Here is a 25,617-nt window from a genome sequence, read left to right on the forward strand (position 1 = left end):
GAGAATGGCAGCGAAAAGCATCATCAGCCGGCCGGTCTACGGAACCCTGTCCCCGCAGCCCGGCAAGCACCACCTTTTCGTGGCGGATGCAGAAGGAGCGCTGGCCATAACAGACCTAGCCGCCAAGGCGCCCTATGGTTTCTTTGCCGATGCCCACATCATCTTCATACCCGGCCAGGATGGCAGACATGTCGCCGCGCTCGAAGCGCTGAAGCCGGCGCAGTTCTACCAGGGGCCTTCCTCCGCCAGCGCCCTCCCGCGGCTGAAGCAAACGCTGGCCAACGCGCATATGGGCCTGCGCCTCTATCTCGCCGGCACGGAAGGGTTGATCGGCCAGGCCATGCAGGCGGCGCTCGAAGCCGGCATCGACCACACCGCGATCCAGACCGAGCACCGCGGCTCGCTGGCGCGCCGCATCCAGTGCGTCCATTGCAAGGGCATCACTGAGAACGTGACGACGCAGCCGGCGACCTGTTCGCATTGCGGCCTGCTTCTCCTGGTACGCGATCACTATTCCAGACGCCTCGCGGCATTCCAGGGCGTCTGCATCAATGCGGAAGACCGCAGCGAAATTCCTCCGACGGAGGAGATCTTTCGATGAGCACCGGCACCACCAAGCTCGACGTCGTGGTGAGCGATGTCGTTCCGGTCAACGAATTGGTCACTCGCTTCCATTTCCGCAGGCGCGACGGGCAGCTTTTGCCGACATTTTCCGGCGGCGCCCATGTTGTGGTGGAGATGCGCGACGGCGAGCGGACGAGGCTCAATCCCTATTCGCTGATGGGTTCGCCGCTCGACACGCGCGAATACACGATCTCGGTGCGCCGCGACGATGCCGGCCGCGGTGGCTCGCTGTTCATGCACAGGCATGTCAGGCCCGGCATGGAGATGGTGATCAGCTACCCCGTCAATCTGTTCTCGCTCGACTTGCGTGCCAGAAAGCACCTGATGCTGGCCGGCGGCATCGGCATCACCCCATTCATGGCGCAGACCGCGCAGCTGGCGGCGGATGGCGGCAATTTCGAGCTGCACTACACCTGCCGCACCGCCTCGCTCGGCACCTATGCCGATGTACTCAGACAGCGCTACGATCGCCGCGTCAGGCTCTATCACGACGACCGGGACGAGCGCATCGAGCTCGACTGGCTGCTGTCGTCGCAGCCGCTCGGCACACATCTCTACGTCTGCGGCCCGTCGGGCATGATCGGCTGGGTGCGCGACCGCGCTGCTGCCTTGGGGTGGCCGGCGGAAACCGTGCATTTTGAACATTTCGCCGCGCCGCAGCCCGGCGCCCCGTTCGACGTGACGCTGGCGGTCAGCGCCAAGACGATCCGCGTCGGCGAGCAGCAGAGCCTGCTCGAGGCAATCGAGGCGGCCGGCGTCGATCCGCCCTATCTCTGCCGTGGCGGCGTCTGCGGCCAGTGCGAAACAAATGTCATCGCGCATGACGGCAACTTCATCCACAACGACCACTGGCTGAGCGAGGAAGAACACCGATCCTGCAAGAAGATCATGCCTTGCGTGTCGCGCTTCGAGGGCAGGTCGCTGGTTCTGGAAAGATAGGAGGCGAGCCTGGGCATCACCTTTAGTAACGAAACGTTCCGTAACGACTTCACCTTCAGGAACAGCCCGGAGCACATCAGGCGGTTTCCGTTCCCGTTCCACGAAGACAGCTACATGTATGCGGTCAACATCGAGCCGCATGTTTTGGGGCCGAAGGGCAGCGTGCTCGAAAACCTGATCGACGTCGATGAGCACTATGTCGCCGAGATGCAGGACCGCGCGCTGGTGCTGGCGGAGGACCCGCTGCGCTGTCAGTCGCTGCCGCACATGACGCTGGCGGGATGGGACCTGCTCGAACTTCTGATGGAACAGCAGGCTTTAGGCTATCCTGAGCATTTCACGCTGACGCGCGACGGCGACAGATGGCGCTGGATAAACCGGCCGCTCGGCATCGACGACAGCTTCACCTTCGGTGACGTGTCGACGCTGCCCTATGGACCGATGGAATACATCACGCGGCAATCACAAGGCGATTTCTGCATCCTCGACCAGCGTGACGGCAATCTGTGGATGGATGCCGGCATGGTCACCACCCAGGCCGACTGGTCGCTGGATTTCGACATCGGTATGAACTTCTTCGAGTGGCACGCGCCGGTGCCGCTGGCGCATGAAAAGGGCATATTCGTCCGGGCGCTGAAGTTCCTCACCAACATCCAGCAAGGCAAGCCGGCGCGGCGGCTGAACTGGACGATGACGATCAATCCGCGCCTCGACACCAGCCCGGAAAATTATCACAAATGGGGTCCGGACCGGGCGACGGTGACGCCCGAAAATGTCGGCGACAAGGTCCATCTGCGCGTCGAGCTGCAGAGCTTCTGGCGGCTGCCGCGCTCGAACGGCATCGTCTTTCCGATCCGCTGCTACCTGATTAAGATGGACGAGCTGGCGACGCAGCCGAAATGGGCGCGGCGCCTGCACCGCGTCATCCGCGACCTTCCCGAGGAACTCGTCAATTACAAAGGCCTGACGCGCTACCGCGCGACGCTGGTCGAATGGCTGTCAAAGCTGGATGACGGCAGCCCGACGAGCCCGGGCTTTGGGCCGGATTGAGTTTTTCTGCGCTTGTGATTTGGGTTCCTCGTCCCCGCGAAGCGGGGGAGAGGTGGCCGCGAAGCGGCCGGAGAGGGGGCCTTCGTAGAGCGCGGCTCCCCCTCTCCGTCTCGGCTTCGCCGAGCCACCTCTCCCCCACTTTCGTGGGGCGAGGAACCCAAGCTAGAGTCTCAGCCCGCACTGCTCTGCGGATAGCAGATGATCGAGAGATAGCGCATCGGCAGAACCGTCAGCACTTCCGGTCCGTGCGGCGCATCGGCGTCGAAGAACAGGCTGTCGCCGGGCTTCATCGGATAGAGATTGTTGCCGTGCCGGTAGGTGACCTCGCCTTCGAGCATGTAGAGGAACTCCATGCCTTCGTGCTGGAAGGTCGGAAACACATCGGAATCCTCGGTCAGCGTGATCAGATAGGGCTCGACGACGACGCCGCTGGTGTTGGAGCCGACATGGCCGAGCAGATTGTACTGGTGGCCGGCACGCGTGCCGCGCCGCTCGACGTCGAGGCCTTCGCCAGCCCTAACGAAGACGGCGCTGCGCTCTTCCTCGAAGCGGCGGAAGAAGGCGGTGACCGGAACGCCGAGCGCCCGCGACAGCGCCTGCAAAGTGGTCAGTGACGGCGAGGTGATGCCATTTTCGATCTTCGACAGCATGCCGAGCGAAATGTCGGTGGCAGCCGCAAGATCGGCGACGGTGATGCCGAGTTTTTTGCGAAACGCCCGCACCTCGCGGCCGATTGCGACCTCCAGGACTTTTTCGCGGGTGTCGCGAACGGCGTGCGGGTCCTGGGTCAGTGGCGTCCGGATCGTTGCCACACCCTTCGGCGACGGCTTGGCCTTGGCGGCTGCCCCATTCCTGAAATTGGAAGCCTTCTTCGCCATATCGCCACCCGGTTGCTGAGGATTTATTTCACTCACGGTAAACATATTCGGTGCGGATACAGAGCGCAACTGTGACAGCAAGCCACTCGAACGGCGTGCTCTCCGCCGTCGGCGGTTTGCTGAAAATCCGATCTGGTGAAACGCGGTTTTAGCAGAAGGCCTGTTGACAGCATCGAAGGGGCAATTACTGTCCTGTCAGTGAAATTTGTTTCGTTAGAGAAATGAGACCGGGAGGCCCGCAATGAAAAGTCGTGTTGCCGTCATCGGAGCCGGACCTTCCGGCATGGCCCAGCTTCGAGCCTTCAAGTCGGCGGCCGACAAGGGTGCGGATATTCCGGAAATCGTCTGCTTCGAAAAGCAGTCCGACTGGGGCGGCCTGTGGAATTACACCTGGCGCACCGGCCTCGACGAGCATGGCGACCCGGTGCATGGCTCGATGTACCGTTACCTCTGGTCGAACGGGCCGAAGGAATGCCTCGAATTTGCCGACTACACGTTTGAGGAGCACTTTGGCCGTCCGATCGGCTCCTACCCGCCGCGCGCGGTGCTGTGGGACTATATCAAGGGCCGCGTCGAAAAATCCGGCGTGCGCCAATGGGTGCGATTCAACAGCCCGGTGCGCATGGTGACCTTCTCCGACGCGACGAAAAAGTTCACCGTCACCGCGCATGACCGCACCAACGACGTCACCTATTCGGAGGAGTTCGACAACGTCGTCGTCGCCTCGGGGCATTTTTCCGTGCCCAACGTGCCCTATTTCGAGGGTTTTTCGACCTTCAATGGCCGCATCCTGCACAGCCATGATTTCCGCGACGCCATGGAATTTAGGGATAAGGACATCCTGATCATCGGCCGCTCCTATTCGGCCGAGGATATCGGCTCGCAATGCTACAAATACGGTGCCAAATCGATCACCTCCAGCTACCGCTCGAAGCCGATGGGCTTCAAATGGCCTGCCAACTGGAAGGAAGTGCCGCTGCTGCAGAAGGTCGTCGGCAAGACCGCGCATTTCAAGGACGGCAGCACCAGGGATGTCGACGCCATCATCCTGTGCACGGGCTATCTCCATTCATTCCCGTTCCTCACCGAAGATCTGAAGCTCAAGACCGCCAACCGCATGTGGCCGGACGGGCTCTATGAGGGCGTCGTCTGGGAGAAGAACCCGCAGCTGTTCTATATCGGCATGCAGGACCAGTTCTACACCTTCAACATGTTCGACGCGCAGGCCTGGTTCGCGCGCGACGTCATCATGGGCCGCATCGAACTGCCCTCGGCAGAAGCGATGGCGGAACATGGCAGGAGATGGCGGGCGCGCGAGGAAACGCTGGAAGACGCCGAGCAGATGATCTGGTTCCAGGGCGACTACACCAAGGAACTGATGGAGCAGACCGATTATCCGGAATTCGACGTCGAGGCGACAAATCAGACCTTCATGGAATGGGAGCACCACAAGGCTGCCGACATCATGAGCTTCCGCGATCACGCCTACCGCTCGCTGATGACCGGCACGATGGCGCCATTGCACCATACGCCGTGGCTGCAGGCGATGGACGATTCTATGGAATCCTATCTGGAAGTGAAAGGGGTCGCGGCGGAGTAGCGGCTTCCTCGCCGCATCGGGCTGACGGCCTGCCCAGCTTGCAACCCATCGAGCCCGTCAAATCCTCTGTGCAGAGGGTCTAAAGCGCGTTGCGTTTGGAGGATTCATGCGACGCGCCTTAAGTTCTTTTTTATGCATGTCGTTATCGCAAAACCGCTGCGCGCTTTTGCGCGACATGCATTACTTGCTGCGAGCCTCGCGCACGTCTTTCACCGCCTCAATGATCCGCTCGAGCAGGGCATGGAGATCGTCGCGGTGGCCGCTGCGGCCGGAGGGGCCGTTTTCATCTGAAGTCATGACCACGGTCAACGCGCGCCCGGGCACAACATAGACCATCTGCCCGCCATACCCCACCCGTAGAAGACCGCTTCGCCCGCGATCTGACGGATGAACCAACCATAGCCATAACCGTCACCGGTGAAACGGGAGGCGGTGCGTGGCTGCCAGGAGAGCTTAATCCAATCGGCCGGCACGAGCTGCCGTCCGCCGCGGTTCATCCCGCCGCTGCGGTAGAGCTCGCCAAAGGCGAGCAGCGAGCGCGGGCTCATGGCCATCTGGTTGCCGCCGAGAAAGATGCCCTGTGGGTCGCGGTCCCAGGCGGCGATGGAAAATCCCTCCTGCGGCCCCAGCCATTCGCGCGCCAGTTCCAGCGTTGAGCGGCCGGTCCGCCGCGTCAAGATCGCCGAAAGGAGATGGGTCGAGCCGGTGGAATAGAGCATGGTACCGCCCGGTTCGTCGTCGAAGGGCATGGCGAGCGCTGTCCGCACCCAGTTGTCGCTTGCCACCCAGCGCCCGTAGTTTGGGCCGGAGGTCCGACCCAGCCCTGCCTGCATGGAAAGCAGATGACCGATCGTAACCTCCTGGAGCCGCGGATCCACGCCGGCGGGCAGGTCGGCCTGAAGAAGCGGAGCGATCTTCTGGTCAGTGCCTTGGAGCACGCCCTTGTCGATGGCGATGCCGACGAGCGCGGAGATGATCGACTTGGAGGCGGATTTTATGTTGGCGGGACGTGCCGGAGAGTGGCCGCGATAGCCACGCTCCGCCACCACCGCGCCCTCATGCGCAATGACAACCGTGCGCAGCGGCGTCAGGCGCTCGGCCTCATCAAAGAGCTTTTCAAGCCGCTCCTCCAGGCCATCCGCACCGTGAGCAGCGACGGATAGAATGAGGAGAAAGGCTAGAATCACGGTGGGGCGCTTCAGCATGAAGCCAGCTTGGGATGCATTTTGGGCAAGACGAACGTGACGCGCGATCCTCCATTTTCCAGCTATCCCAGCCTTGCCCGTGCCTTCGCCGTCCAGGCGTTGAACAGCCGGTCGGCGACGATGCCGATGAAGGCGATGGCCAGGCCGGCGACGATGCCGCGGCCTGAGTCGGCCTTGGACAGCGCGATGAACACCTCCTGGCCGAGATCGCGGGTGCCGACCATGGCGCAGATGATGATCATCGCCAGCGCCATCAGGATCGTCTGGTTGACGCCCAGCATGATCTCGGGCAATGCCAGCGGCAGCTGCACGCGCAGGAACGTCTGGCGCTTGGTGCAGCCCGACACCTTTGCCGCCTCGATCAGTGCCGGCGACACCTGCCTCAGGCCATAATTGGTGTAGCGGATGGCCGGCACCACGGCGAAGGCGACAGTCGCGATCATCGCCGTCACGTCGCCGACGCGAAACAGCATCACCACCGGGATGATGAAGCAGAACGACGGCAGCACCTGCAGCGTGTCGATGATCGGGGTGACGATCTTCTCGACACGGTCGCTGCGCGATGCCATCAGCCCGATCGGAATGCCGATCAGGCAAGCGATGAAGGCCGAGATGCCGCACAGGTAGACCGTCGCCATGGTCTTTTCCCAGAGCCCGCTCATCGCGCAGAAGACGGTCAGCGCCGCGACCAGAGCGGCTAGGCGCAGCCCGCCGAGCTGGTAGCCGGCAAGGCCGAGCAGGAACACCGCACCCAGCCACGGGAAGCCCTCGCAGAAGGCGCGAACCGGGTTCAGCACATTGAGGATCAGCGCCACGCGGAACGCCTCGATCGTGTCGAAGAAGTTGATCGTGATCCAGCTCACTGCTGTCTTCCACATGGGTGCGGTGGTGAAGGTGATCGCCTTCGGCACTGCGGCGAAGGCCGGCACGAACAGGCCAAGCAGCGTTGTGGCTGCAAGGACGGCGATGGCCAGCGTCAGGTTGGGGTAGCGGCGCCAGAAGCTCGGGCTCACCTCCTGATAGACATGACCTTGCGCGTGATTGCGCGCGATCGCCTGGCTCAGCCGGTCGAGCGCGATTGCCAGCGCGACGATGGCAAGGCCGGCTTCCATCGCCTCGCCGACCTTTAGCGCCCTGAGCGCCAAAAGCACGTCGTAACCGAGGCCGCCGGCGCCGATCATCGAAGCGATAATCACCATATTGAGCGCCAGCATGATGACCTGGTTGACGCCGACCATCAGCGCTGGACGCGCCGACGGCAAAAGCACGCGCCACAGTTTTTGGCGCGCCGTGCAGCCGGCCATCTCGCTGAAATCGTCGATCTCGGATGGCACCCGCGACAGTCCAAGCATCGTCGCGCGCACCATCGGCGGCGTCGCGAAAATGGCCGTCGCGATCATCGCCGAAACCGGGCTGTTGCCGAACAGCAGAAGCATCGGGATCAGATAGGCGAAGGTCGGGATGGTCTGCATCAGATCGAGGGCAGGGGAGATCAACAGCCTCTCCGCCCAAGGCTTGCGCCACGCCCAGATGCCGACGAACAATCCGGTGACGATGCAGAACGGCACGGCGATGGAGATCAGCCCGAGCGTCAGCATTGCGCTGGTCCATTGGCCGAACAGCGCGATGTAGAGAAAACAGCCGCCGACCAGCGCGCCGAGCTTCCAGCCGCCGGCGGCGCGTCCGGCCAGGAATGCAGCGATGCACACGCCAACCCAGGACAGGCGCGGCAGGACGATCATATCCGTGCCATGGCCGATCTTGAAATTCTTGGCAAGCAGATTGAGCGCAAAATCGAGCGGCACGCTGAGCGCCGCGGTGATCGACCGCGTCAGCCAGGAGAAGTTCGACTTTATCAGGTCCATCAGCGCGCTGACCCAGTCGGCGATCGGAACGATTGCGCCGGCCGGATAGTTGACCGCCCAGGGCAGCCTGTCCTGCAGCAGGAACAGGGCCAGCACCGCGGCAAGGGCGCAGGCCCAGACCACCAGCCAGATCTGAACCGGCCGCGATCTCGCTTCGCTGGTGCTTGCCGTCACCGTCATGCGCCGGCCCTGGGACGTTCGATGCCTGCCAGAAGATCGATCACGGCTTGCGGCGTGACTTCGCCGATCGGCTTGCCGCTGCCGGTGACCACAGCGAACGGCTTGCCAGCCGAGACGATGCTTGCCGAAAAAGTTGATATCTTGGCATCCGGCGCGACCATGCCGCCATGCTCGGTGCCGTCGCAGGCGCGCATCAGGCTTCGCGCCGAGATCACCTTGGCGCGGTCGACGTCGCGGGTGAATTCGGCGACATAGTCGGTTGCCGGATTGACCACCAGCTCTTCCGGCGTGCCGATCTGGATGATTTCGCCGTCCTTCATGATGGCGATGCGGTCGGCCAGCCGGATGGCCTCGTCGAAATCATGGGTGATGAAGACGATGGTCTTGTGCAGCATGATCTGCAGCCGCATCAGCTCGTCCTGCATCTCGCGCCGGATCAGCGGATCGAGCGCCGAGAACGGCTCGTCGAGAAACCAGATCTCCGGTTTGGTGGCGAGGCTGCGGGCGATGCCGACCCGCTGCTGCTGGCCCCCGGAAAGCTCGCGCGGATAGAAATGCTCGCGGCCGCGCAGGCCGACAAGCTCAATCACTTCCCGCGCGCGCTTCTCGCGCGTCGGCCGGTCCTGTCCCTGGATGCCCAAGGGAAAGGCGATGTTCTCCAGCACGTTGAGATGCGGCAACAGGGCGAAATTCTGGAACACCATGCCCATGCGGTGGCGCCGCAATTCGATCAGCGCGGCATCGGAAATCTCCAGGAGATCCTTGCCCTCGAACTCGACCTTGCCATGCGTCGGCTCGACCAGCCGCGACATGCAGCGCACCAGCGTCGATTTGCCGGAGCCGGACAGGCCCATGATGATGAAGATCTCGCCTTGGCGGATTTCGAGGTCGACGGCGCGCACCGCGCCGACCAGCCCGGCCGCGGCGATGTCCGCCATGCTGGCCTTGCCGTCGCGCTGGCGGATGAAATTGGCCGCGTTCGCGCCGAACAGCTTCCAGACGTTGTGGCAGGCGAGCTTTATCGGGCGGGCATCTGCCACTTGCGGCACCTGTTCAGTCGTATCGGCCATGCAGTCGTCCTTCTGGAATATGGGATAGAGACCCGGCCACAAGGAGCCGGGTCTCGCAGTTTTCCAGTTGGAACGATCACTCGGCCCAGGCTTTCCAGTCGGCTTCGTGGGCTGCGATCCAGGCGGCGGCGACGTCTTCCGGCGTCTTGCCTTCGAGATCGATCTCGCCGCTCATCTTGTTGAGCTCGTCAGTGTCGACCGTGTAGTTCTTCGCCACCTTGTGGGCGACCGGCCATTTGTCCTTCATGCCGGCCCAGGAATACTTCCAGATCTCGCCATGCGGCTTGCCGCAGTCATACTTTGCCTCGGGGTTCACGCCCCATTTCGGATCGTTGTAGCACTCCGCCGTATAGTCGGGGAATTCGACCCATTCGCCCTTATATTTGGCTGGCGCCCAATGCGGCGAATAGACCCACAGCATGATCGGCGCCTTGCGCTGGTAGGCCGATTCCAGTTCGGCGAACATCGCCGCATCGGTGCCGGCATGGATGACGGTGAAGGGCAGCTTCAGCGCCGCGGCACGCTCGTCGTCAAAACCCTCCCATGTCACGGGACCGCCGAGATAGCGGCCGTTCGGCGCCGTTTCGGCGGTCGAGAAGGCTTCGGCGCATTTCGGGTCCTTCAGCGCTTCCCAGTTCGGCAGGCCCGGGCATTTCTCTTTCATGTATTCGGGATACCACCATTCTTCCTTGGCCTTGGGCCCGAGCTTGCCGAGGCGTTCGGTCTGGCCGGTCGCATCCGACGCCTTCATGGCTTCGCCGGCCGTCGTGTCCCAGAATTCCAGCGCGACAGAGAGATCGCCATTGGTGAGGCCGGTGGTCAGGCTGGAGAGATAGTCGGCGGTCGGGTACTCGACCGCGTATCCAAGTTTTTCGAGAATGCCGCCGAGGATCTTTGCGTTCAGATTGACGCTGGTCCAGTCGAACAGCGCGATCTTGATCGGGTCGGTGGATTCTGGCGCCGCAGCCTGGGCCGAAGGCGTGAATGCACTTGCCGCGGCAAGTGTTAAGGCTCCCATTGATAGTCTCGAAATCATACGCCGCAGTGACATGCTTGTTCTCCTGTCAAGCTCTAGTGGAAGTTATCGTTCGTTCCCTTCTTCTCGTCTTTTTTGATTGTGTTGGAAAAGCTGGTCGTTGCGCAAGGCCAATAGGCACTACATTACTGCCGGCGCAGACGGAATGATGCCCAATTTGATAAGATGTCGTTCGGGACGGGTCGCGTCATGGCTGCCGTGCTGCCGAAGCAGTGATCCGCGGATCGGTCGCCGGTCTTTCGGCGCCCTCAAGCTTGCGAGCCATCAAGGTCCCATGATGTCGGCTGTCGGCAATCACCGAAGCCATTTTCATGAGATGAAATTATATATACCAACGCTTATGTCGCGCAACGACTAATGCCATCTGGTCAGGGCAACCGCTTCAGATTCGGAATTCATTTCAGATTGTCGAAGTCGGCGCTGCCCCTCATCGCCCTGCCGGGCACTTCTCCCCGTATAGCGACGGGGAGAAGGGGGCTTGCCGCAACGTCGGCGCTCTACTTGCTGCGCCCGCGATTTGCGAAACCGGCGACGACAGCGCCCCTCTCCCCGTCGCTATACGGGGAAGGATGCCGGCAGGCAGGTGAGGGGCGGTGCCGGCTTCGAAAAGGATGAAGAGACAATTGCAGCGCGCAATTCGAATGCCGTCGGAGCATCCTCACGACATGATCAGGCCGCCATCGACATTGATGGTCTGACCGGTGATGTAGGCGGCGTCGTTGCTGGCCAGAAAGCTGACCAGGCCGGAAACGTCCTCGCCGCTGCCGGCGCGGCCCATCGGGATGTTCTTCACCCATTCGGCCATCAGCTCGCCGGGCTTGTAGTCGCCCATCAGCCTGCCCCATGCCGCGTCGTTATAGGCCCACATGTCGGTGTCGATTATGCCGGGACAGATCGCGTTGACGGTGATCTTCTCCTTGGCCACTTCCTTGGCAAGACTCTGGGTGATGCCGACGACGCCGAATTTAGACGCCGCATAATGCGGCGTGTAAATAAAACCCTGGCGAGCTTGGCCGGATGCGGTGTTGATCAACCGGCCGCCGTCGCCATGCTTGCGGATGCGTGCGATCGCCTCCTGGCAGCACAGGAATACGCCCTTGGTGTTGACCGCCATCACCTTGTCCCATTCGGCCTCGGTCATCGCCTCGATCCTGGCGATGGTGATGACGCCGGCATTCTGCACGGAGATGTCGACACGGCCGAACTGCCCTTCGGCCAGATCGTAGAGGGCGGCGACCTCGTCCTTCTTGGTCACGTCCATGCGCAGCGATGCGACCTTGGCGCCTTCAGCCTTCAGTCCGGCGGCGACCTCGTCGACGCGCGCGTCGATGGCGCTGACGACGACCGCAGCACCTTCCGCCGCAAAGCGCCTAGCCATGGCTGCGCCAATGCCGCCGCTGGCGCCGGTGATGACCGCCGTCTTTCCCTCGAACCGCTTCTGCACTTTCCTGTTCTCCTACCAGCAGACAAAGCCGCCATCGACGATCAGGTCGATGCCGGTGACGAAACTCGAAGCGCGGCTGGCCAGGAACACGGTCGGGCCGACCATCTCTTCCGGCGCCGCCATGCGCCCCATCGGCGTGTCGCGCTCGAAGATCCTGACCTGGTCGGCGACCTCCGGCCGCTTGTTCATCGGCGTCAGCGTGTAGCCGGGGCTGACGACGTTGACGCGCAGGCCGCGATCGGCCCACTCCATGGCGAGGCTCTTCGACATATGGATGACGGCAGCCTTCGACGAATTGTAATGCGCCTGGGTCAGGCCGCGATTGACGATCGAGCCCGACATCGAGGCGATGTTAATGATCGAGCCTTTGCGCCGCGTCAGCATTGCGCGCGCTTCGGCCTGGCAGGACAGGAACACGCCGTTGACATTGACGTCGTAAAGCTTCTGCCATTTCTCCAGCGACAGCGTCTCGGCCGGCTCGGCCGCGGCAACGCCGGCATTGTTGACGGCGATGGTCAGCGCGCCCAGCTCCTTCTCCGTACGCTCGATCGCCACTGCCAAATCGGCCTCTGAAGTCACCGTGCCGGTCAGCACCAGAGCCTTGCGGCCGAGGGCAGAAATTCTGTGCGCGGTCTCGTCCAGCCCGCCCTTCGAGGCATGGCCGAAACAGGCGATATCGGCGCCGGCCTCGGCCAGGCCGATGGCGATCGCTTGCCCGATGCCGCTGCCGGCGCCGGTGACGAGGGCAACATCCCCATGAAGATCGAATAGTTTCATCGTCGGTCCCTCTGCTCTAACCGCCGGCTCCTGAAATGCCGTCCTTCGGAAATGAAGGGGCGCCAACCTTGTTGCTGGCGCCCCGCGCGGTCCGGTGCTTGGGAGAATACCACCTGCTGCGCTTTGTTCCGATTCCCCGATCGCTGGTTACGTCCTAGCTTGTGGCAAGTTCCATGACGGCGACGTTGCTTGCTTCGCTGCGATCGAGAATGCCGCGCTGGCGGCCACGGCTCAGCACCAGCACGCGATGCGACAGGCCGAGCACTTCCTCGAGGTCGGAACTCACCACCACCACCGCCATGCCGGAGCGGGCGAGGTCGGCGATGACATCGTAGATCGCGGCGCGGGCGCCGACATCGATGCCGCGTGTGGGCTCGTCCAGGATGAACACCTTGGGCGGCCGTGAAATCCATTTGGCGATGATCACCTTCTGCTGGTTGCCGCCGGAAAGCTTGCTGATCGCCTGGTTAGGCCGGCCCTTGACCCCAAGCCGGCTTATGCCGGCCTCGGCGAATTTCTGCACCGCCTTTGGAAACACCCAGCCATTCGGCGCGACATGGTCGAAATTGCCGATCGCCAGATTCTCGCCGATGGTCTGGTCGAGCACCACGCCTTGCGCCTTGCGGTCTTCCGGCACCAGCACGACGCCGGCCTTGATCGCCGCCGCCGGGCCATTGAGGTGCACCGGTTTGCCGGCGACGCGCACCGACCCGGATGAAATCGGATCGGCGCCGGCGATCGCGCGCACCAGTTCCGTCCGGCCGGCGCCGATCAGCCCGGCGATGCCAAGGATTTCGCCGGTCCGCACCGAGAAGCTGACATTCTGAAAACTGCGTTCCGGCGAGGACAGGTTCTGGACTTCGAGCAACGTCTCGCTGCCCGGTTCCGAGAGCGGCGGGAACATCCGATCGACGCTGCGGCCGACCATCTGTTCGACCACGGTGCGCACCGGAATGTCGGCGCGCTCGTGGCGGGCGACGATGCGCCCGTCGCGCATCACGACGACGCGGTCGGCGATCTCAGCGATCTCGTCCAGCCGGTGGCTGATATAAATGAAGGACATGCCTTCCGCCTTGAGCTTGCGGATCTGCTGGAACAGCAGTTCCGTTTCCTCGCTGCCAAGTGCTGCTGTCGGTTCGTCGAAGATCAGAAGCTCGGCATTGAGTGTCAACGCCTTGGCGATCTCGACCTGCTGCTGGGCGGCGATGCGCAGCGTGCGCACCTTGCGCTCCGGCGAAACGTCGAGGCCAAGGCGCTTCAGTTGGGCCGATGCCCGCGCATTCATGGCTGCACGGTCGATGCGTCCGCCGCGCATCGGCAGGCGTCCGACGTAGACGTTCTCGGCGACCGACAGATCCGGCAGCAGCTTCAGTTCCTGGTGGATCATGCCGACGCCGGCGTCGATGGCGGCGGCGGGAGAGGCGGGGGAATAGGGCTTCCCCCGCCATGTGATGCTGCCGGCATCGGGTTTGGTCGATCCGGCGATGATGTTCGAAACGGTGGACTTGCCCGCGCCATTTTCTCCAAGCAGCGCCACGACCTCTCCCGGCCGCACCTCGAAGCTCGCATCGGCCAGGACCTGGACCGGTCCGTAGCTTTTGCAGAGGCCGCTGACGAAGAGCCCAAGATGCGGGGTCTGCGTATGGCTGGGATCCAAGGACATCGTTCCGCTCATCAAATGCCGGACTCTTTGGGATCAGGGATGCTTGGCGATGAACTGGTCGACATTGTCCTTGGTGGTCAGCGTCGCGTCCTGCAGCTGTTCTGCGGGAACGGTTTCGCCGGCCACCAGCTTGATCGCCGCGTCGACGGCAAGCCGGCCCATGCCTTGTGTCTGCTGCGTCGCGGTTACGTCGAAAACGCCGCCCTTCAAAGCCTTCAGCGCCGCCACGTCGCCGTCGAAGCCGGCAACCCAGACCTTGTGGCCGGGATTGGCGACCTTGACCGCCTGCGCGGCACCGAGCGCCAGCGCATCGGCCTGGCCGATGACGATCGACACGTCGGGATGCGACTGCAGCAGGTCCTGCGTCAGCTTGAAGCCTTCGTCCTGATGCCAGCCTTCGCTCCACAGCTCGCCGACCACCTTGATGTCGGGATAGGCGCTCAGCGCTTCGCCGCAGCCTTTCGACCGGTCGACCTCGGGCGTCGTGCCTTTCTGGCCATGGATGATGATCAGTTCGCCTTTGCCGCCGGCCTGCTTGGCGATGTAGTCGCAAACCGCCTTGGCCGATGCGACGCTGTTGGTGGCGATGAAGGTGTCGCCGGGCGCGCCCTCGGCATTGCGGTCGACATTGATGACTGGGATGCCGGCAGCCTTGGCCGTCTTGGTCGGCACGGTGGCGGCGGTGGCGCCGGCCGGGATGTAGATCAGCGCATCGATGTTCTGCGTGATCAGGTCCTGCACCTGGCTGACCTGGGTCGCCGAATCGCCCTTGGCGTCGACGGTGATGATTTCGATGCCCTTTTCCTTGCCATAGGCTTCGACGGACTGCTTGATCTGGTTGAAGAAATCGGCCTGCAGGTTGGCGACGGCAAGGCCAAGTTTCTTGGCCTCCTTGGCCGACGCCATCTCGGACAGTCCGAGCAGCGGAATGACGGCTGCGGCAGCAAGCAGCAATGAACGTTTGGTCAGCATGTGTTTCCTCCGTTGATGTTCAATCTGTTCTGCCGGCGCATCACGGCGCCGTTGGCCGAACAACTCCCAGTTCGGATCAACCGATCCGTTTTCGCCCGGACACCCGGGCGAATTCTTCATTGCGTTCTGCGCCGCCACGTATCCGTGGCCACCGCCAGCGCGATCACCACGCCGATCACCACCTGCTGGATGAAGGGCGACACGCCGAGCAGGTTCAGCCCGTTGCGCAGCACACCGATGATGAGCACGCCGATGGCGGTGCCGCCGATCGAGCCGACGCCGCCCGACAGGCTGGCGCCGCCGATCACAACCCCCGCGATCGTGTCCAGTTCGTAGCCGAAGCCGGAGCTCGGCTGGACGGAATCGAGCCGTGCCGCAAGCACGATGCCGGCAAGCCCGGCCAGCACGCCGCAGATCGCATAGACCCAGTTGGTCAGCGATTTGACCGGTATGCCGGACAGCCTGGCGACTTCGGCGCTGCCGCCGATCGCGTAGAGGCTGCGGCCGGTCGCGCGGTAGTTGAGGAAGATTGCGAAGATGATCGCCAGAACGATCATCAAGCCGACGGTGACCGACAGGAAGCCAAAATGGCGGATGATCGACAGGCTGGTGAACCAGTCGGGGAAGCCGATGATCTGCGAGCCGTCGGTGATCATGTTGGCGAGTCCGCGGGCCACCGACATCATGGCCAGCGTGGCGATGAAGGGCGGCAGCTTGGTGACGGTCACGAGCAGGCCTGAAACCAGCCCGCAAAATCCAGCAACGACAAGCGCTGTGACGATGCCGGCGGGCATGCCGAGATTGAGATGGTCGGGATGGGCGACGAACCCCATCACCATGGCGGCGAGCGCCAGCACGGAGCCGACGGAGAGGTCGATGCCGCCGATCAGGATGACCAGCGTCATGCCGATCGCCATGATGCCGAGCACGGTGACCTGGTCGAGCACGTTGAGGATGTTGCGGACGGTCAGGAACGTGTCGGTGGTCAGCGACAGCGCAAGGCACAGCAGCACCAGCCCGATCAGCGGTCCCAAGGTTCCGGCGAACAGGGCCGAAAGCTTCGCGCCCGCCGCGGCCTGCGCATCTGGGCCGGCCTTCAACTCGCTTGCACCGTTGCTCAGAGCCATCTTGTCTCCTCCATCAGCGATCCGGCGATGCGTCGTCGGCTCACGCTTGCTCACCAGGCACCTCCCTGTGAACAATTTATCTTTGATATGCAATTTTGTTCAGCTAAACTGTTCATCGGAAAATTGTCAAGGCCCGCCGCATCATTCCACGCCGGTTTGCGCCGCCAGCCGGTTTGCCTTACGAAAGGGCATGAAATGCCGCGTTTCACATCCGGTCTCATCCTGCCACTTCATTTCGGCTGCTTGAGCAGGGCAGGACGGCCAAGACAAAGTAAATGTTGACCATTTTGGCTTTCATCTCGCGTTGTAGACGATATCTTGTCGATGTCTTAAATCGTGAATCCTGGGCACGCAGAACGATTTCGTGTCGCTTGGTCGGATACGCCATTTGAATGGCATTTAAGGATTCGGACGACCGCGGGAGGGCAAAAAGATGGCGATGACGGAGAATGACAAGACCTCGCGCTTCCCGGATGCCGAGCTGAAGGCGCGTGCCGCATGGCACTATTATGTCGAGGGGCTGACGCAAGAGAGGATTTCGGAGATCCTCGGCATCGGCCGCATCAAGGTGCATCGCATCCTGTCCGCCGCGCGTGAGGAGGGCGTCGTCCAGTTCCGCATCCACGACAGCGTCGTCGAATGCCTGGTGCTGGAAGAGGCTCTGAAGCAGCGTTTCGGACTCAGCCAGGCCGTTGTGGTGCCGTCGGCCGCCGACCGTAGCAACACGCCGCTGATGATCGGCCATGCCGCGGGCGCCTATCTGGCCGACAATGTGAATGCCGGCGATGTCATCGCACTGGGCTGGGGGCGCACGCTGAAATTCGCCATCAACGAATTGCCGCGGCGGCCGATCGCCAGGACGACGGTGGTCTCCATGTTGGGCGGCCTCACCCACGCCCAGCCGCTCAACCCGACCGAGAGCGCCTGGGAATTCGCCGAAAAGATCGGCGCCGAGTGCTTTCTGCTGCCGGTGCCGGTCTATGCCGACAGGCCGGAGCAGCGCGAAGCTTTCATGAGCCAGCGCAGCGTTCAGGACGTCGTCTTCCGCGCGCGCCGGGCAAACATCGCCGTGCTCAGCGTCGGATCGTTTTCCAATGACAGTCCGATCGCCAATTACGGCTTCATCAAGCCCAGCGAACTCGAGGAATTGCAGGCGGCTGGCGCAGTTGGTGATATTTTATGCCATTTCATCGACGCCGACGGCCGGCTCGTTGACCATGAGGTCAACCGCCGGGTCTGCGCCTACCCGCTGCAGGACCTGTCGGACATCCCGGCCATCATCCTGGTCTCGGGAGGGCAGGAAAAAATCGCCATCATGCGGGCGGCGCTCGCCAACACCAAGGTGTCCGTTCTGATCACCGACGAGGATGCCGCCAAGGGCCTGCTCAACCGCTAGACTTGGCTTACCGCCTCAAGGCGGGCATGGATATCGCGCGTCGCCTGATAGAGGTCGCGGTAGATCGCCTTGCGCGCGCGGTAACCGGAGACCAGCCCGTCGACGGGGGCGACATGCCTGGTCGGCGGCGCGGTCATCGCCTCGGCCGCCGTTTCGGGGGAGGCAAACCATCCGATGGCCGAAGCCGCCAGCATGGCCGCGCCGAGCGCTGCGGCTTCGTTGACGGGCGAGACGGAGAGCGGCCGCTCGAGCACGCTTGCCATGATACGCATCAGCAGGGCGCAGTTGGTGCCGCCGCCGGCCGCTATTATCGTCGCCGGTTTGCCGCCGGCTTGAGTTTCCATTGCCTCGCTGGCAATCGCCTGCTCGAAGGCGACGCCTTCCAGAACCGCTCGAAAAAGGTGCCTCGGCTCATGGTTCAACGACAGGCCGACAATGGCGCCGCGCGCCGCGCCGTCCCAGTACGGGCTCATGACGCCCGCCCAATACGGCATGACGAGCAGACCCTCGCTGCCGGCGGCGACATCCACCGCCGCCTTCTCAAGCGCTGCAGCCGACGGCGAACCGGTGGTGCGAACGATCCAATCGACCAGTTGCATGCCCGAGCGCAGCACGGTCTCCAGCATGAAGCCCGAGCCGGTCGGCGAGACCAGCGTTCGAAACGCGTCCGATGTCGTCATCCCATGGGAGTAACAGCCGCTGACGATGCCCGAGCCGAGCGAAAGATAGCTTTTGCCTTCGCCATAGACGCCCATGCCGAGACCCATCGCCTGGCCGTCGCCGGCACCGGCGACAACGGGCGTGCCGGCCTTCAGCCCGGTCAGCTGTGCCGCACTTTCGACAAGTCCGCCGCAGATCGCGCCCGGCGCGACCAGTTCCGGCAACTGATCCGGCCGCAGTCCTGCGGCCGCAACGAGGTCAGGATGCCAGGTGCCATTCTTGACGTCGAGCAGCCCGAGCGGATCCGCACTTGCCGTGCTGGTAACCAGACGTCCGGTCAGCCGGTGGACGAAGAAGCCGTGCACGTCGACGAGTGCGGCTGCGTCGTCGAGCGCTTGCGGCTGGTGTTCGGCAAGCCAGGCGATCGCATAGAGTGCTGGCGTCGGGTCCGGCGGCTTGCCGCTCCAGTCGCGGATCGTCTCGCGGCCGAGCTCCGCCGAAAGCCTGATAACTTGCGGGCGCGCGCGCTCATCCAGCCACAGGATCGCCGGAATGAGCGGCTTGCCGGCGTGATCGATCAGCGTGAAGGTCTCGCGCTGGTGAGCGATGGAGATCGCCGCCACTCGCGCAGCGCCAACCGCGTCAGTGACCTGTTTCAAGGCACTGAGCAGCGCGGTCCACCAATGTTCGGAATCCTGCTCGAAGTGGCCCGGCTTGGGGTTTGAAAGCGGATAGGCTTCGCGCGCCTGGAACAGCTCCTTGCCGTCGCGCGTGAAGGCAATCGCTTTCACGGCCGTGGTCGAAGCATCGATCCCGATTACGACATCGTCCATCAGGCGGAAATCCAGCGGATTAGGCGGCGTTCGTAACGAACCGTCCGTCCGATTGGTCGAGACGACGGCGGATCTGGGTTATCACCATCGAATCGTCGGGTACACAATTTTCATAGGTGAGGAAGTCGCCGGTCTTGATCGGCTTGACCACCTTGGCGCGCTCGGCGAGGCCGAGCGGCAGGGCGCCGCGGGCGCGTGCGTCTTCCCAGGTCATGGCGAAGCCGCGATAGTCGTTCTCGCCGATCATGCCCAGTGACTGGCCAAGACCAAGATCGCTCTTGGCAACCGCCACCGCCTCGGCGACCGGATGGTCGAGCGGCTCCATGTCGGCGCGCTTGTAGACCACGGCGCGCGCCGCCGACAATGGCACTTCCAGGCTGGTCAGATGATAGGGACGGAAGATCGTGAAATAGGGACCTTTGCCGACCTTGAGGTCGACCATCCGCTCCAGCACGCGCGGATGCCTTGTCTCGATGATACAGAACACCCCGGGCGCCACGCCCTTGCCGATCGAATAATCGACCACCCCCTTGCGGTGCAGCACGCCGCCATCCTCGCGCGGGCAGAGCACGCTGGCGAGTTCCTCCAGCGTCGCGGTCGGGCCGTGCATGCCGGGCACGTCGGGCACCAGGCCGGTGGCGTTGGCTATCGCCACCATCTCGATCGCCGTCTTCGAGCCGTCGACGAACTCGACCAGCATGCGCGCATTCATGTTGCGCTCACTGGCCTCCCTCTCGTAGTCGGCCGGCATGGCGTCGATCTTCAGCGGATTGTTCTTGCCCTTGCCGGCGGCGATGATGTTGAAGCCGAGGCTCCTGGCAAAGCCGATGATCTCCAGCGTGCAGGCCGGCTCGTCGCCGGCCGCACCCGTATAGACGACCCCGGCCTTGCGCGCCTCTTCCTTGAGGAAGCGGCCGATCGTGATGTCGGCCTCGACGTTGAGCATGACGATATGCTTGCCGTTCTTCATCACTTCGAGCGCGAACAGCGTGCCGATGTTGGGATTGCCTGTCGCGTCGATGATGACGTCGATGCGGCCTGCCGCCGCCAGCGCATGCAAATCTTCGGTCACCGCGATCTTGCCGGCCTCGATGGCGCGGTCGATCGCTGCTGCATTGCCGGCTTGCACGATGTCCGAGCGATCGTGGCCGGCGAGCAGCGCCGCATCGATCGCCGCCTGCGGCCTGACTTCGGAAATGGCGCCGATCCGCATGCCCGGCATCAGCGCGACCTGGACGACGATGTCGGTGCCCATCTGCCCGGCGCCGGCAAGCCCGATGGTGATCGGTCCCTGCTGTTCAGCGCGCTGCAAAAGTTCCGCTGCAAATTGCGGATGGGCCATGTCGTTTCCTCCAGTTCCTGACGCGCCGCAGCGTCGAAGTCACCATTTTGAACATTCCTATTTCCAAACGAAAAATATTTCAACCCGGCAATTCGGCAGCCGTCCCCCCAATATTCTGTGATTTCAATTTGTGCGCCCTTGGGCATGCTACTTGGCCGCGCGGTCAGCTAGTGGTCAAACCTGACGCTTGGTACCCGAAACGGAATACCGCTGCCGACCCGTTGACGACCTTGGGCGTTGCAGACTTGAACCTCCAATCGAGGTCGGGAACCTGACCTTCAGCGCAAGAGCATTCGGGAGTGCGCTCGCGTAAGGTAATTCACCACATTTGGCGGCACCCGCAGATGCTTTTTCGTGTTATGATGGGCTTGCAACGCGCGTAATCTCGACCTCGGCAATATGGCAGAGGTCGAAAGCTATTGCCTTGGCACAGGAAGCTTTCGCCCCAGCACTTGATCGCCTCCGAAACGCTGGGTGTGCTGCTTTTCCCTGACTGACCCGGGGCGAGGAGGTTGTCCATGTCCACGAGTAGTGTTGACCGCCCGCTGCAGCCGGGCGACCGGGCACCGAATGTTGTGCTCAATGCGATCTCACGCGAAGGCAAGATCGCGCTCGATGATTTTCGAGGCCGTAGCCCGTTGTTGGTCGGTTTGTTCCGAGGCCTGCACTGTCCGTTCTGCCGGCGCCATGTCGCGGCGATGGCGCAACTCAAGCCGGCCCTGCGTGATAAAGGCGTCGAATGCCTGGCGGTGGTCAATACGCCGGTCGAGCGGGCGCGGCTCTATTTCCGTTACCACCCGGCACCCGATCTTCTCGCCGCATCCGACCCGGAGCGAGCCTCGCACCGTGCTTTCGGCTTGCGCGAGGTCGGGATGGACACGGTCATGGCGATACCGTTCCATCTCCCGGGCGAGTTGCCCGAGCCTATGGACGTCATGGCAATGAATGAATTTCTTAACAAGAAGGAAGGATATGAGATTACGGAAGTCGATCAGCAGGCGATGGCTTCCAGCCAGGCGCAGCTTGTCGGTCAGTTCCTAATCGACCGGGCGGGCATCGTACGCTGGAACTTCACTGAAGTTCTGGAGGATGGCCTCAACACCTTCAGAGCGCTGAATCCCGAGGAATTGATGTCGGCAGCTTCCCAAGTTGCACATTAATAGGCTGCGGAAATGGGCTGCTGAAAACTCGCTCGACGGCCACCGTCCTGTGGTGATTCTTTGGATTTAACAATCATCGAAATGCTCAGCGCAGGAGGCTAAGGTCTGCCCGTGGGCTTCGTAGCGATTTCGATTCAACGGTCTGCGGACCGCCCCGACGCTAGAGTGAGCAAGCCGCATAGGCGGGGCGACGTCCGCTCCTTGCCGCAATCACGTCGTTCCGACAGGCGCGCATACGGCAAGTTTCCACCCTGAGCGGGCTTACGGCCCCGGAACCAAGCGTCAGATTTCGACCACTAGGGAGCAGAGAAGAAGGCGGTGATCTCTAGGGATGCAAGGCGGCGACGACCGTCACCTCGCTGCTCGCAAGCGAGCGAGTGCAGCGAAAAACCCTTTCATGGCCGCTCAGCTGCCGCTGCGCGAATCGCTAACGACGAAGCCGCACAACAGATAGCGCTGGCCTGCATGCTCGGCGCACGCGGTAACTCAGCTGCCGACCTCGAAGAAGGGCGCGCCAAGCAGGTCGGGAACAACGTCGATGCCGAGGCCCGGCCCATCCGGAATGCCGATGCGGCTTCCCGAAATCGGCGGCATGTTCGATGCGGTGCGCACCGTCACCCATTCGTGGAAGGCGATGGCGTGCAGCCGGCGCTCCTCCGGCGTCGACAGCGACAGATGCGCCATGGCAGATGTGTCGATCTCGGCGCCGCCGGTGTCCTCGACGGTGATCATGAAGCCAAGATCGACGGCGAGGTCGCGGATCTGGCGCGTCTTGGTCACGCCGCCGAGCCGCGAGATCTTCAGCGTCAGCCCGTCGGCCGCGCCCTTGCGGTGGATGTCGAGCATGTCGTCCAGCGAGGCGACGGATTCGTCGAGCACCATCGGCTTGTCGAGCGAGCGGCGCACCGACATGCATTCATCGATCGTGGTGCAAGGCTGCTCGAACGTATAGTCGATGGCGCGGGTCGCATCTGCGAACTGGCGCGCCTGATAGGGCGTCCAGCCGGCATTGGCGTCGCAGAAGATCACCGTACCCCTCGGCACCGAAGCGGCGACCGCGGTGACGCGCTCGATGTCGTCATGGACATTGCCGCCGACCTTGACCTGAAGCCGGTGAAACCCGTCCTTGACGATGCGCTTGGCCAGCGCGGCCATCGCGTCGACCGTGCCATGGGTGACGACCTTGTAGAGTTCCGCCGTCTCGCTCTCGCGCCCGCCGAGCAGCGTCACCAGCGGCACGTCGGCGGCGCGTGCCGCGAGGTCCGAGCATGCCATGTCGAGCGCCGACTTGATGTAGGGATGGCCCTTGAACACCGTGTCCAACAGCCTGCCGATACTGGCCAACGCACGAGGGTCGTGGCCGAGCAGATGCGGTGCAATTTCCATGACACCGGCGCGAGTACCGGCCGCGAATGCCGGCGAGTAGAAATTGCCGAGCGGCGCCATCTCGCCCCAGCCGGTCAGCCCGCTGTCGGCGGTGATGGCGACGATCACCGCGTCGAACGCGTCGGCGACACGCCCCTTGGACATGCGATAGGGCCCGTCTACGAAGGGCTGCACGACATGGTAGGCCTTGATGGTTTTGATCTGCAATTTCTCTGTCCGTTGTCTGTGATGTCGTGACGAACCGCCAATTGGCGGCTTCTGTCGGCTCAGCTGCCTTCTGGTCGGTTGCGCGTCAGGCCGGCGCGATCGGGATTAGCGCCTTTGGGAGCACGCTGTTCGAGGCTGCGCGCATAGGCAAGCAGTTCTTCGAAATCGAGGTCGATATGCTCGCGGGCGTAGCGCTGGGCTGCGCGCATGTCGGCGCCCTTCAACAGTTGCACATAGGTCTCGTGGATGTCTTCGGCAGGCACCGGTTCTTGGCGCGCCCGCTGGTGGAGGGCAAAATACATCTGCAGCCGGCTGGTCAGCCGCTGCCAAGTCTCGAGCAGAACCGAATTGTCGGCCCACTCATGGATAAGCCCATGCAGTTGCAGGGCCGTTTCGATCTGCCTTGTGGTGTCGCGGTCGCGCGTTGCCTGCTTTACCGCCTCATGGCGCCGGTCAAGCTCGTCGAAGAAGCGCTGGTCGCGCAACGGCCAGGTCAGTTCGATGGCGAACTCGTCCAGCACCTTGTTGAGCGAATAGGCGTCGTCGATGTCCTTGGCAGTCACATCAACGACGAAGGTCCCGGCGTAAGGGATGCTGGTCAGGAGGCCTTCCTGCACCAGCTCGCGCATCGCTTCGCGCAGCGGCGCGCGGCTCACCCGCATCTGCTCGGCAATCCTGAGTTCGTTGAGTTTCTGCCCGGGTTCCAGCTGGCCGGTCAGGATCGCGCGCCTGAGCAGCGCCACGATCTCGGCGCGTCTCGTCGTATCCGCGATCGGAGCAAAATCCAGCTTCCCCATTCGGCAACTCCGCAAGGTGCGGAAGCAGAGAAGCAGGTTGTCGACAATCTAACAACTACTATTTCTGAATAGCCGACTCCGGGCAGTGTCGGTTCGGCTCGGCCATCCCTATTGCGCCTTCATGCCTGCGGCCAGGCCGATCGCGCCGATGTCGCCGGCCTTGTCGAACTGCTCAGCAAAACGGCGCCCTCGGCATAGCCGGGGGCGCCGCTGGACCGGGCCTGATGGGGGGTATCAGGTGGCCGGTTTCTGTGGCAGCGGCGAGACAGGCATTCCCGGGCCGATCTTCTGCAGATTGCCTGTTATCACTTGGTCGCCTTCCGATACGCCGCTCGAGATGGCCACCAGATCGCCATTGGTCGGCCCGAGCGAAACGATGCGCTGATCGACCGTATTGTTCTTGCCGACGACGTAGAGGTATTTGCCGAGCTGGCTCGATCCCAACGCCGTCTGCGGCACCATCAGTGCATCGGGTTGCTGCTTGATGTGCAGCCTGACGCGAACATATTGGCCCGGCAGCAGCGTGAACTTGGCATTGCCGATCGTCGCCCGTGCGGTGATGGTGCCGGTCGAACGATCGACCGTGTTGTCGATGAAGGTGAGCTGACCTTTGTGGCGCGGTTCTGTATCGCCGGGAAGCAGGACGTCGACGTCGATAGGCCCCGCCGCGCGGGCTTCCTCGATCTGCGCCAGATCCGTTTCGCTGGGATTGAAGGTGACATAGATCGGGTCGAGCTGCACCAGCGTGTTGAGCACAGTGCCGGCGACGCTGACCAGCGTTCCGACCGAGGCCTGATTGCGGCCGAGGCGCCCGGCGAACGGCGCCTTGATTTCGGAATAGCTCAGATTGAGCTCGGCGGTCCGCACAGCCGCCTGGTTCACGGCGAGCGAGGCCTGGGCCTCGCGCAAGCTGCTGGTGCGCTGGTCGAACGCATCCTTGGCGATGTATCCGCTCTTGGCGAGCTCAGTGCCGCGACCAAGGCTGGAACGCGCATAGTCGAGCGTTGCTTCGTCGCGCTGGACTTGAGCCTTCGCCTGGTCGAGGGCAGCCTGGAAATCCTCTGGAGCGATCTTGTAGAGAAGGTCGCCCTTCTTGACATCGCTGCCGTCGGGCGCGACCTGCTCCTGCAGATAACCCGGTACGCGCGCCTGCAGCGTGATGCTGCGGATCGGCTCTGTGCGGGCGGCATAGTCGAGATAGATCGGGATCGTCTTCTTGACGACGCTCACCACCGGCACCGGCATGACAAACGCCGCGGGCTCGGGCGCCGCGGGTTCGGGCGTTGCTGCTCCTGCCGTACCGGCGTTGAGGCCGAAATTGCCCATGTCGAGCAAGTGAACGCTGGCCACCGAGATCGCCCCCACGGCAACGGCCGCTCCCAACGCAATTTTCCATTTACGCATGA

At 63.0% G+C, this 25,617-nt stretch carries 20 protein-coding genes and 1 pseudogene; 6 read left to right on the forward strand and 15 right to left on the reverse strand.

The window, feature by feature from the left end:
- Positions 1 to 4 precede the first annotated feature (4 nt).
- Genes NKH36_RS20585 through NKH36_RS20595 form a run of 3 tightly spaced genes read left to right on the forward strand, consistent with a single transcriptional unit; the run spans position 5 to position 2,613 of the window.
- The gene (locus NKH36_RS20585; RefSeq protein WP_352964194.1) at positions 5 to 601 is read left to right on the forward strand and encodes a dimethylamine monooxygenase subunit DmmA family protein; all 597 of its coding nucleotides are present in this window, start codon (positions 5 to 7) and stop codon (positions 599 to 601) included.
- Positions 598 to 1,563 carry a PDR/VanB family oxidoreductase gene (locus tag NKH36_RS20590; protein ID WP_352964197.1) on the forward strand — a complete coding sequence of 322 codons (966 nt, stop codon included), beginning with the start codon at positions 598 to 600 and terminating at the stop codon, positions 1,561 to 1,563. The genes NKH36_RS20585 and NKH36_RS20590 overlap by 4 nt, the downstream gene beginning before the upstream one ends.
- A 9-nt stretch (positions 1,564 to 1,572) precedes the next feature.
- Positions 1,573 to 2,613, forward strand: a complete 1,041-nt coding sequence (locus tag NKH36_RS20595) for a heme-dependent oxidative N-demethylase family protein (protein WP_352964251.1) — start codon at positions 1,573 to 1,575, stop codon at positions 2,611 to 2,613.
- A gap of 170 nt (positions 2,614 to 2,783) precedes the next feature.
- Here NKH36_RS20595 and NKH36_RS20600 read toward each other — a convergent pair whose 3' ends face one another.
- On the reverse strand, positions 2,784 to 3,491 hold the full coding sequence (locus tag NKH36_RS20600) for a helix-turn-helix domain-containing protein (protein ID WP_352964200.1): 708 nt from the start codon (positions 3,489 to 3,491) through the stop codon (positions 2,784 to 2,786).
- Between the two features lie 241 nt (positions 3,492 to 3,732).
- Between NKH36_RS20600 and NKH36_RS20605 the strand changes: the two genes are divergently transcribed.
- Entirely contained in the window at positions 3,733 to 5,091 is a 1,359-nt protein-coding gene (locus NKH36_RS20605; RefSeq protein WP_352964203.1) for a trimethylamine monooxygenase, read from the forward strand.
- Between the two features lie 180 nt (positions 5,092 to 5,271).
- On the opposite strand, the pseudogene NKH36_RS20610 reads toward NKH36_RS20605, so the two are convergent.
- From NKH36_RS20610 to NKH36_RS20650, 9 genes and pseudogenes are all read right to left on the reverse strand, one after another.
- Positions 5,272 to 6,296: pseudogene (locus NKH36_RS20610) on the reverse strand (serine hydrolase domain-containing protein).
- A 62-nt stretch (positions 6,297 to 6,358) separates the two neighbouring features.
- Positions 6,359 to 8,341, reverse strand: coding sequence for an ABC transporter permease (locus tag NKH36_RS20615; protein ID WP_352964206.1), 1,983 nt, complete (start codon positions 8,339 to 8,341; stop codon positions 6,359 to 6,361).
- Complete coding sequence (locus NKH36_RS20620; RefSeq protein ID WP_352964209.1) at positions 8,338 to 9,411, reverse strand: quaternary amine ABC transporter ATP-binding protein; 1,074 nt, start codon at positions 9,409 to 9,411, stop codon at positions 8,338 to 8,340. The genes NKH36_RS20615 and NKH36_RS20620 overlap by 4 nt, the downstream gene beginning before the upstream one ends.
- A gap of 76 nt (positions 9,412 to 9,487) precedes the next feature.
- A complete protein-coding gene (locus NKH36_RS20625) occupies positions 9,488 to 10,462 on the reverse strand; it encodes an ABC transporter substrate-binding protein (protein WP_352964211.1) in 975 nt (324 codons plus the stop codon).
- A 643-nt stretch (positions 10,463 to 11,105) separates the two neighbouring features.
- Positions 11,106 to 11,891, reverse strand: a complete 786-nt coding sequence (locus tag NKH36_RS20630) for an SDR family oxidoreductase (protein WP_352964214.1) — start codon at positions 11,889 to 11,891, stop codon at positions 11,106 to 11,108.
- A gap of 12 nt (positions 11,892 to 11,903) precedes the next feature.
- Complete coding sequence (locus NKH36_RS20635; RefSeq protein ID WP_352964217.1) at positions 11,904 to 12,668, reverse strand: SDR family oxidoreductase; 765 nt, start codon at positions 12,666 to 12,668, stop codon at positions 11,904 to 11,906.
- Between the two features lie 154 nt (positions 12,669 to 12,822).
- On the reverse strand, positions 12,823 to 14,331 hold the full coding sequence (locus NKH36_RS20640; RefSeq protein ID WP_352964219.1) for a sugar ABC transporter ATP-binding protein: 1,509 nt from the start codon (positions 14,329 to 14,331) through the stop codon (positions 12,823 to 12,825).
- 33 nt (positions 14,332 to 14,364) lie between these two features.
- Positions 14,365 to 15,303, reverse strand: coding sequence for a sugar ABC transporter substrate-binding protein (locus NKH36_RS20645; RefSeq protein ID WP_352964222.1), 939 nt, complete (start codon positions 15,301 to 15,303; stop codon positions 14,365 to 14,367).
- A 116-nt stretch (positions 15,304 to 15,419) separates the two neighbouring features.
- Positions 15,420 to 16,430 (reverse strand): ABC transporter permease, encoded by a 1,011-nt coding sequence (locus NKH36_RS20650; RefSeq protein WP_352964224.1) that lies wholly within the window; start codon positions 16,428 to 16,430, stop codon positions 15,420 to 15,422.
- 433 nt (positions 16,431 to 16,863) lie between these two features.
- On the opposite strand from NKH36_RS20650, the gene NKH36_RS20655 reads away from it, so the two are divergent.
- Positions 16,864 to 17,826 carry a sugar-binding transcriptional regulator gene (locus tag NKH36_RS20655; RefSeq protein ID WP_352964226.1) on the forward strand — a complete coding sequence of 321 codons (963 nt, stop codon included), beginning with the start codon at positions 16,864 to 16,866 and terminating at the stop codon, positions 17,824 to 17,826.
- On the opposite strand, the gene NKH36_RS20660 is transcribed toward NKH36_RS20655, so the two are convergent.
- Both NKH36_RS20660 and NKH36_RS20665 read right to left on the reverse strand, forming a co-directional pair.
- Positions 17,823 to 19,319, reverse strand: coding sequence for a xylulokinase (locus NKH36_RS20660; protein WP_352964229.1), 1,497 nt, complete (start codon positions 19,317 to 19,319; stop codon positions 17,823 to 17,825). The two genes, NKH36_RS20655 and NKH36_RS20660, sit on opposite strands and share 4 nt — an antisense overlap.
- A gap of 19 nt (positions 19,320 to 19,338) precedes the next feature.
- On the reverse strand, positions 19,339 to 20,661 hold the full coding sequence (locus NKH36_RS20665) for an NAD(P)H-dependent oxidoreductase (protein ID WP_352964232.1): 1,323 nt from the start codon (positions 20,659 to 20,661) through the stop codon (positions 19,339 to 19,341).
- Positions 20,662 to 21,179: 518 nt separating this feature from the next.
- On the opposite strand from NKH36_RS20665, the gene NKH36_RS20670 reads away from it, so the two are divergent.
- A complete protein-coding gene (locus NKH36_RS20670) occupies positions 21,180 to 21,821 on the forward strand; it encodes a peroxiredoxin-like family protein (protein WP_352963931.1) in 642 nt (213 codons plus the stop codon).
- A 486-nt stretch (positions 21,822 to 22,307) separates the two neighbouring features.
- Here NKH36_RS20670 and NKH36_RS20675 read toward each other — a convergent pair whose 3' ends face one another.
- The 3 genes from NKH36_RS20675 to NKH36_RS20685 form a co-directional block, all read right to left on the reverse strand.
- Positions 22,308 to 23,414: a mandelate racemase/muconate lactonizing enzyme family protein gene (locus NKH36_RS20675; protein ID WP_352963929.1), complete on the reverse strand. Its 1,107-nt coding sequence runs from the start codon at positions 23,412 to 23,414 to the stop codon at positions 22,308 to 22,310.
- Positions 23,415 to 23,473: 59 nt separating this feature from the next.
- A complete protein-coding gene (locus NKH36_RS20680) occupies positions 23,474 to 24,211 on the reverse strand; it encodes a GntR family transcriptional regulator (RefSeq protein ID WP_352963926.1) in 738 nt (245 codons plus the stop codon).
- A gap of 234 nt (positions 24,212 to 24,445) precedes the next feature.
- Positions 24,446 to 25,615: an efflux RND transporter periplasmic adaptor subunit gene (locus tag NKH36_RS20685; protein ID WP_352963924.1), complete on the reverse strand. Its 1,170-nt coding sequence runs from the start codon at positions 25,613 to 25,615 to the stop codon at positions 24,446 to 24,448.
- Positions 25,616 to 25,617: the final 2 nt, after the last annotated feature.

Origin of the sequence: Mesorhizobium sp. M1312 (assembly GCF_040318115.1) — a bacterium.
In the GTDB taxonomy this organism is placed as follows: domain Bacteria; phylum Pseudomonadota; class Alphaproteobacteria; order Rhizobiales; family Rhizobiaceae; genus Mesorhizobium.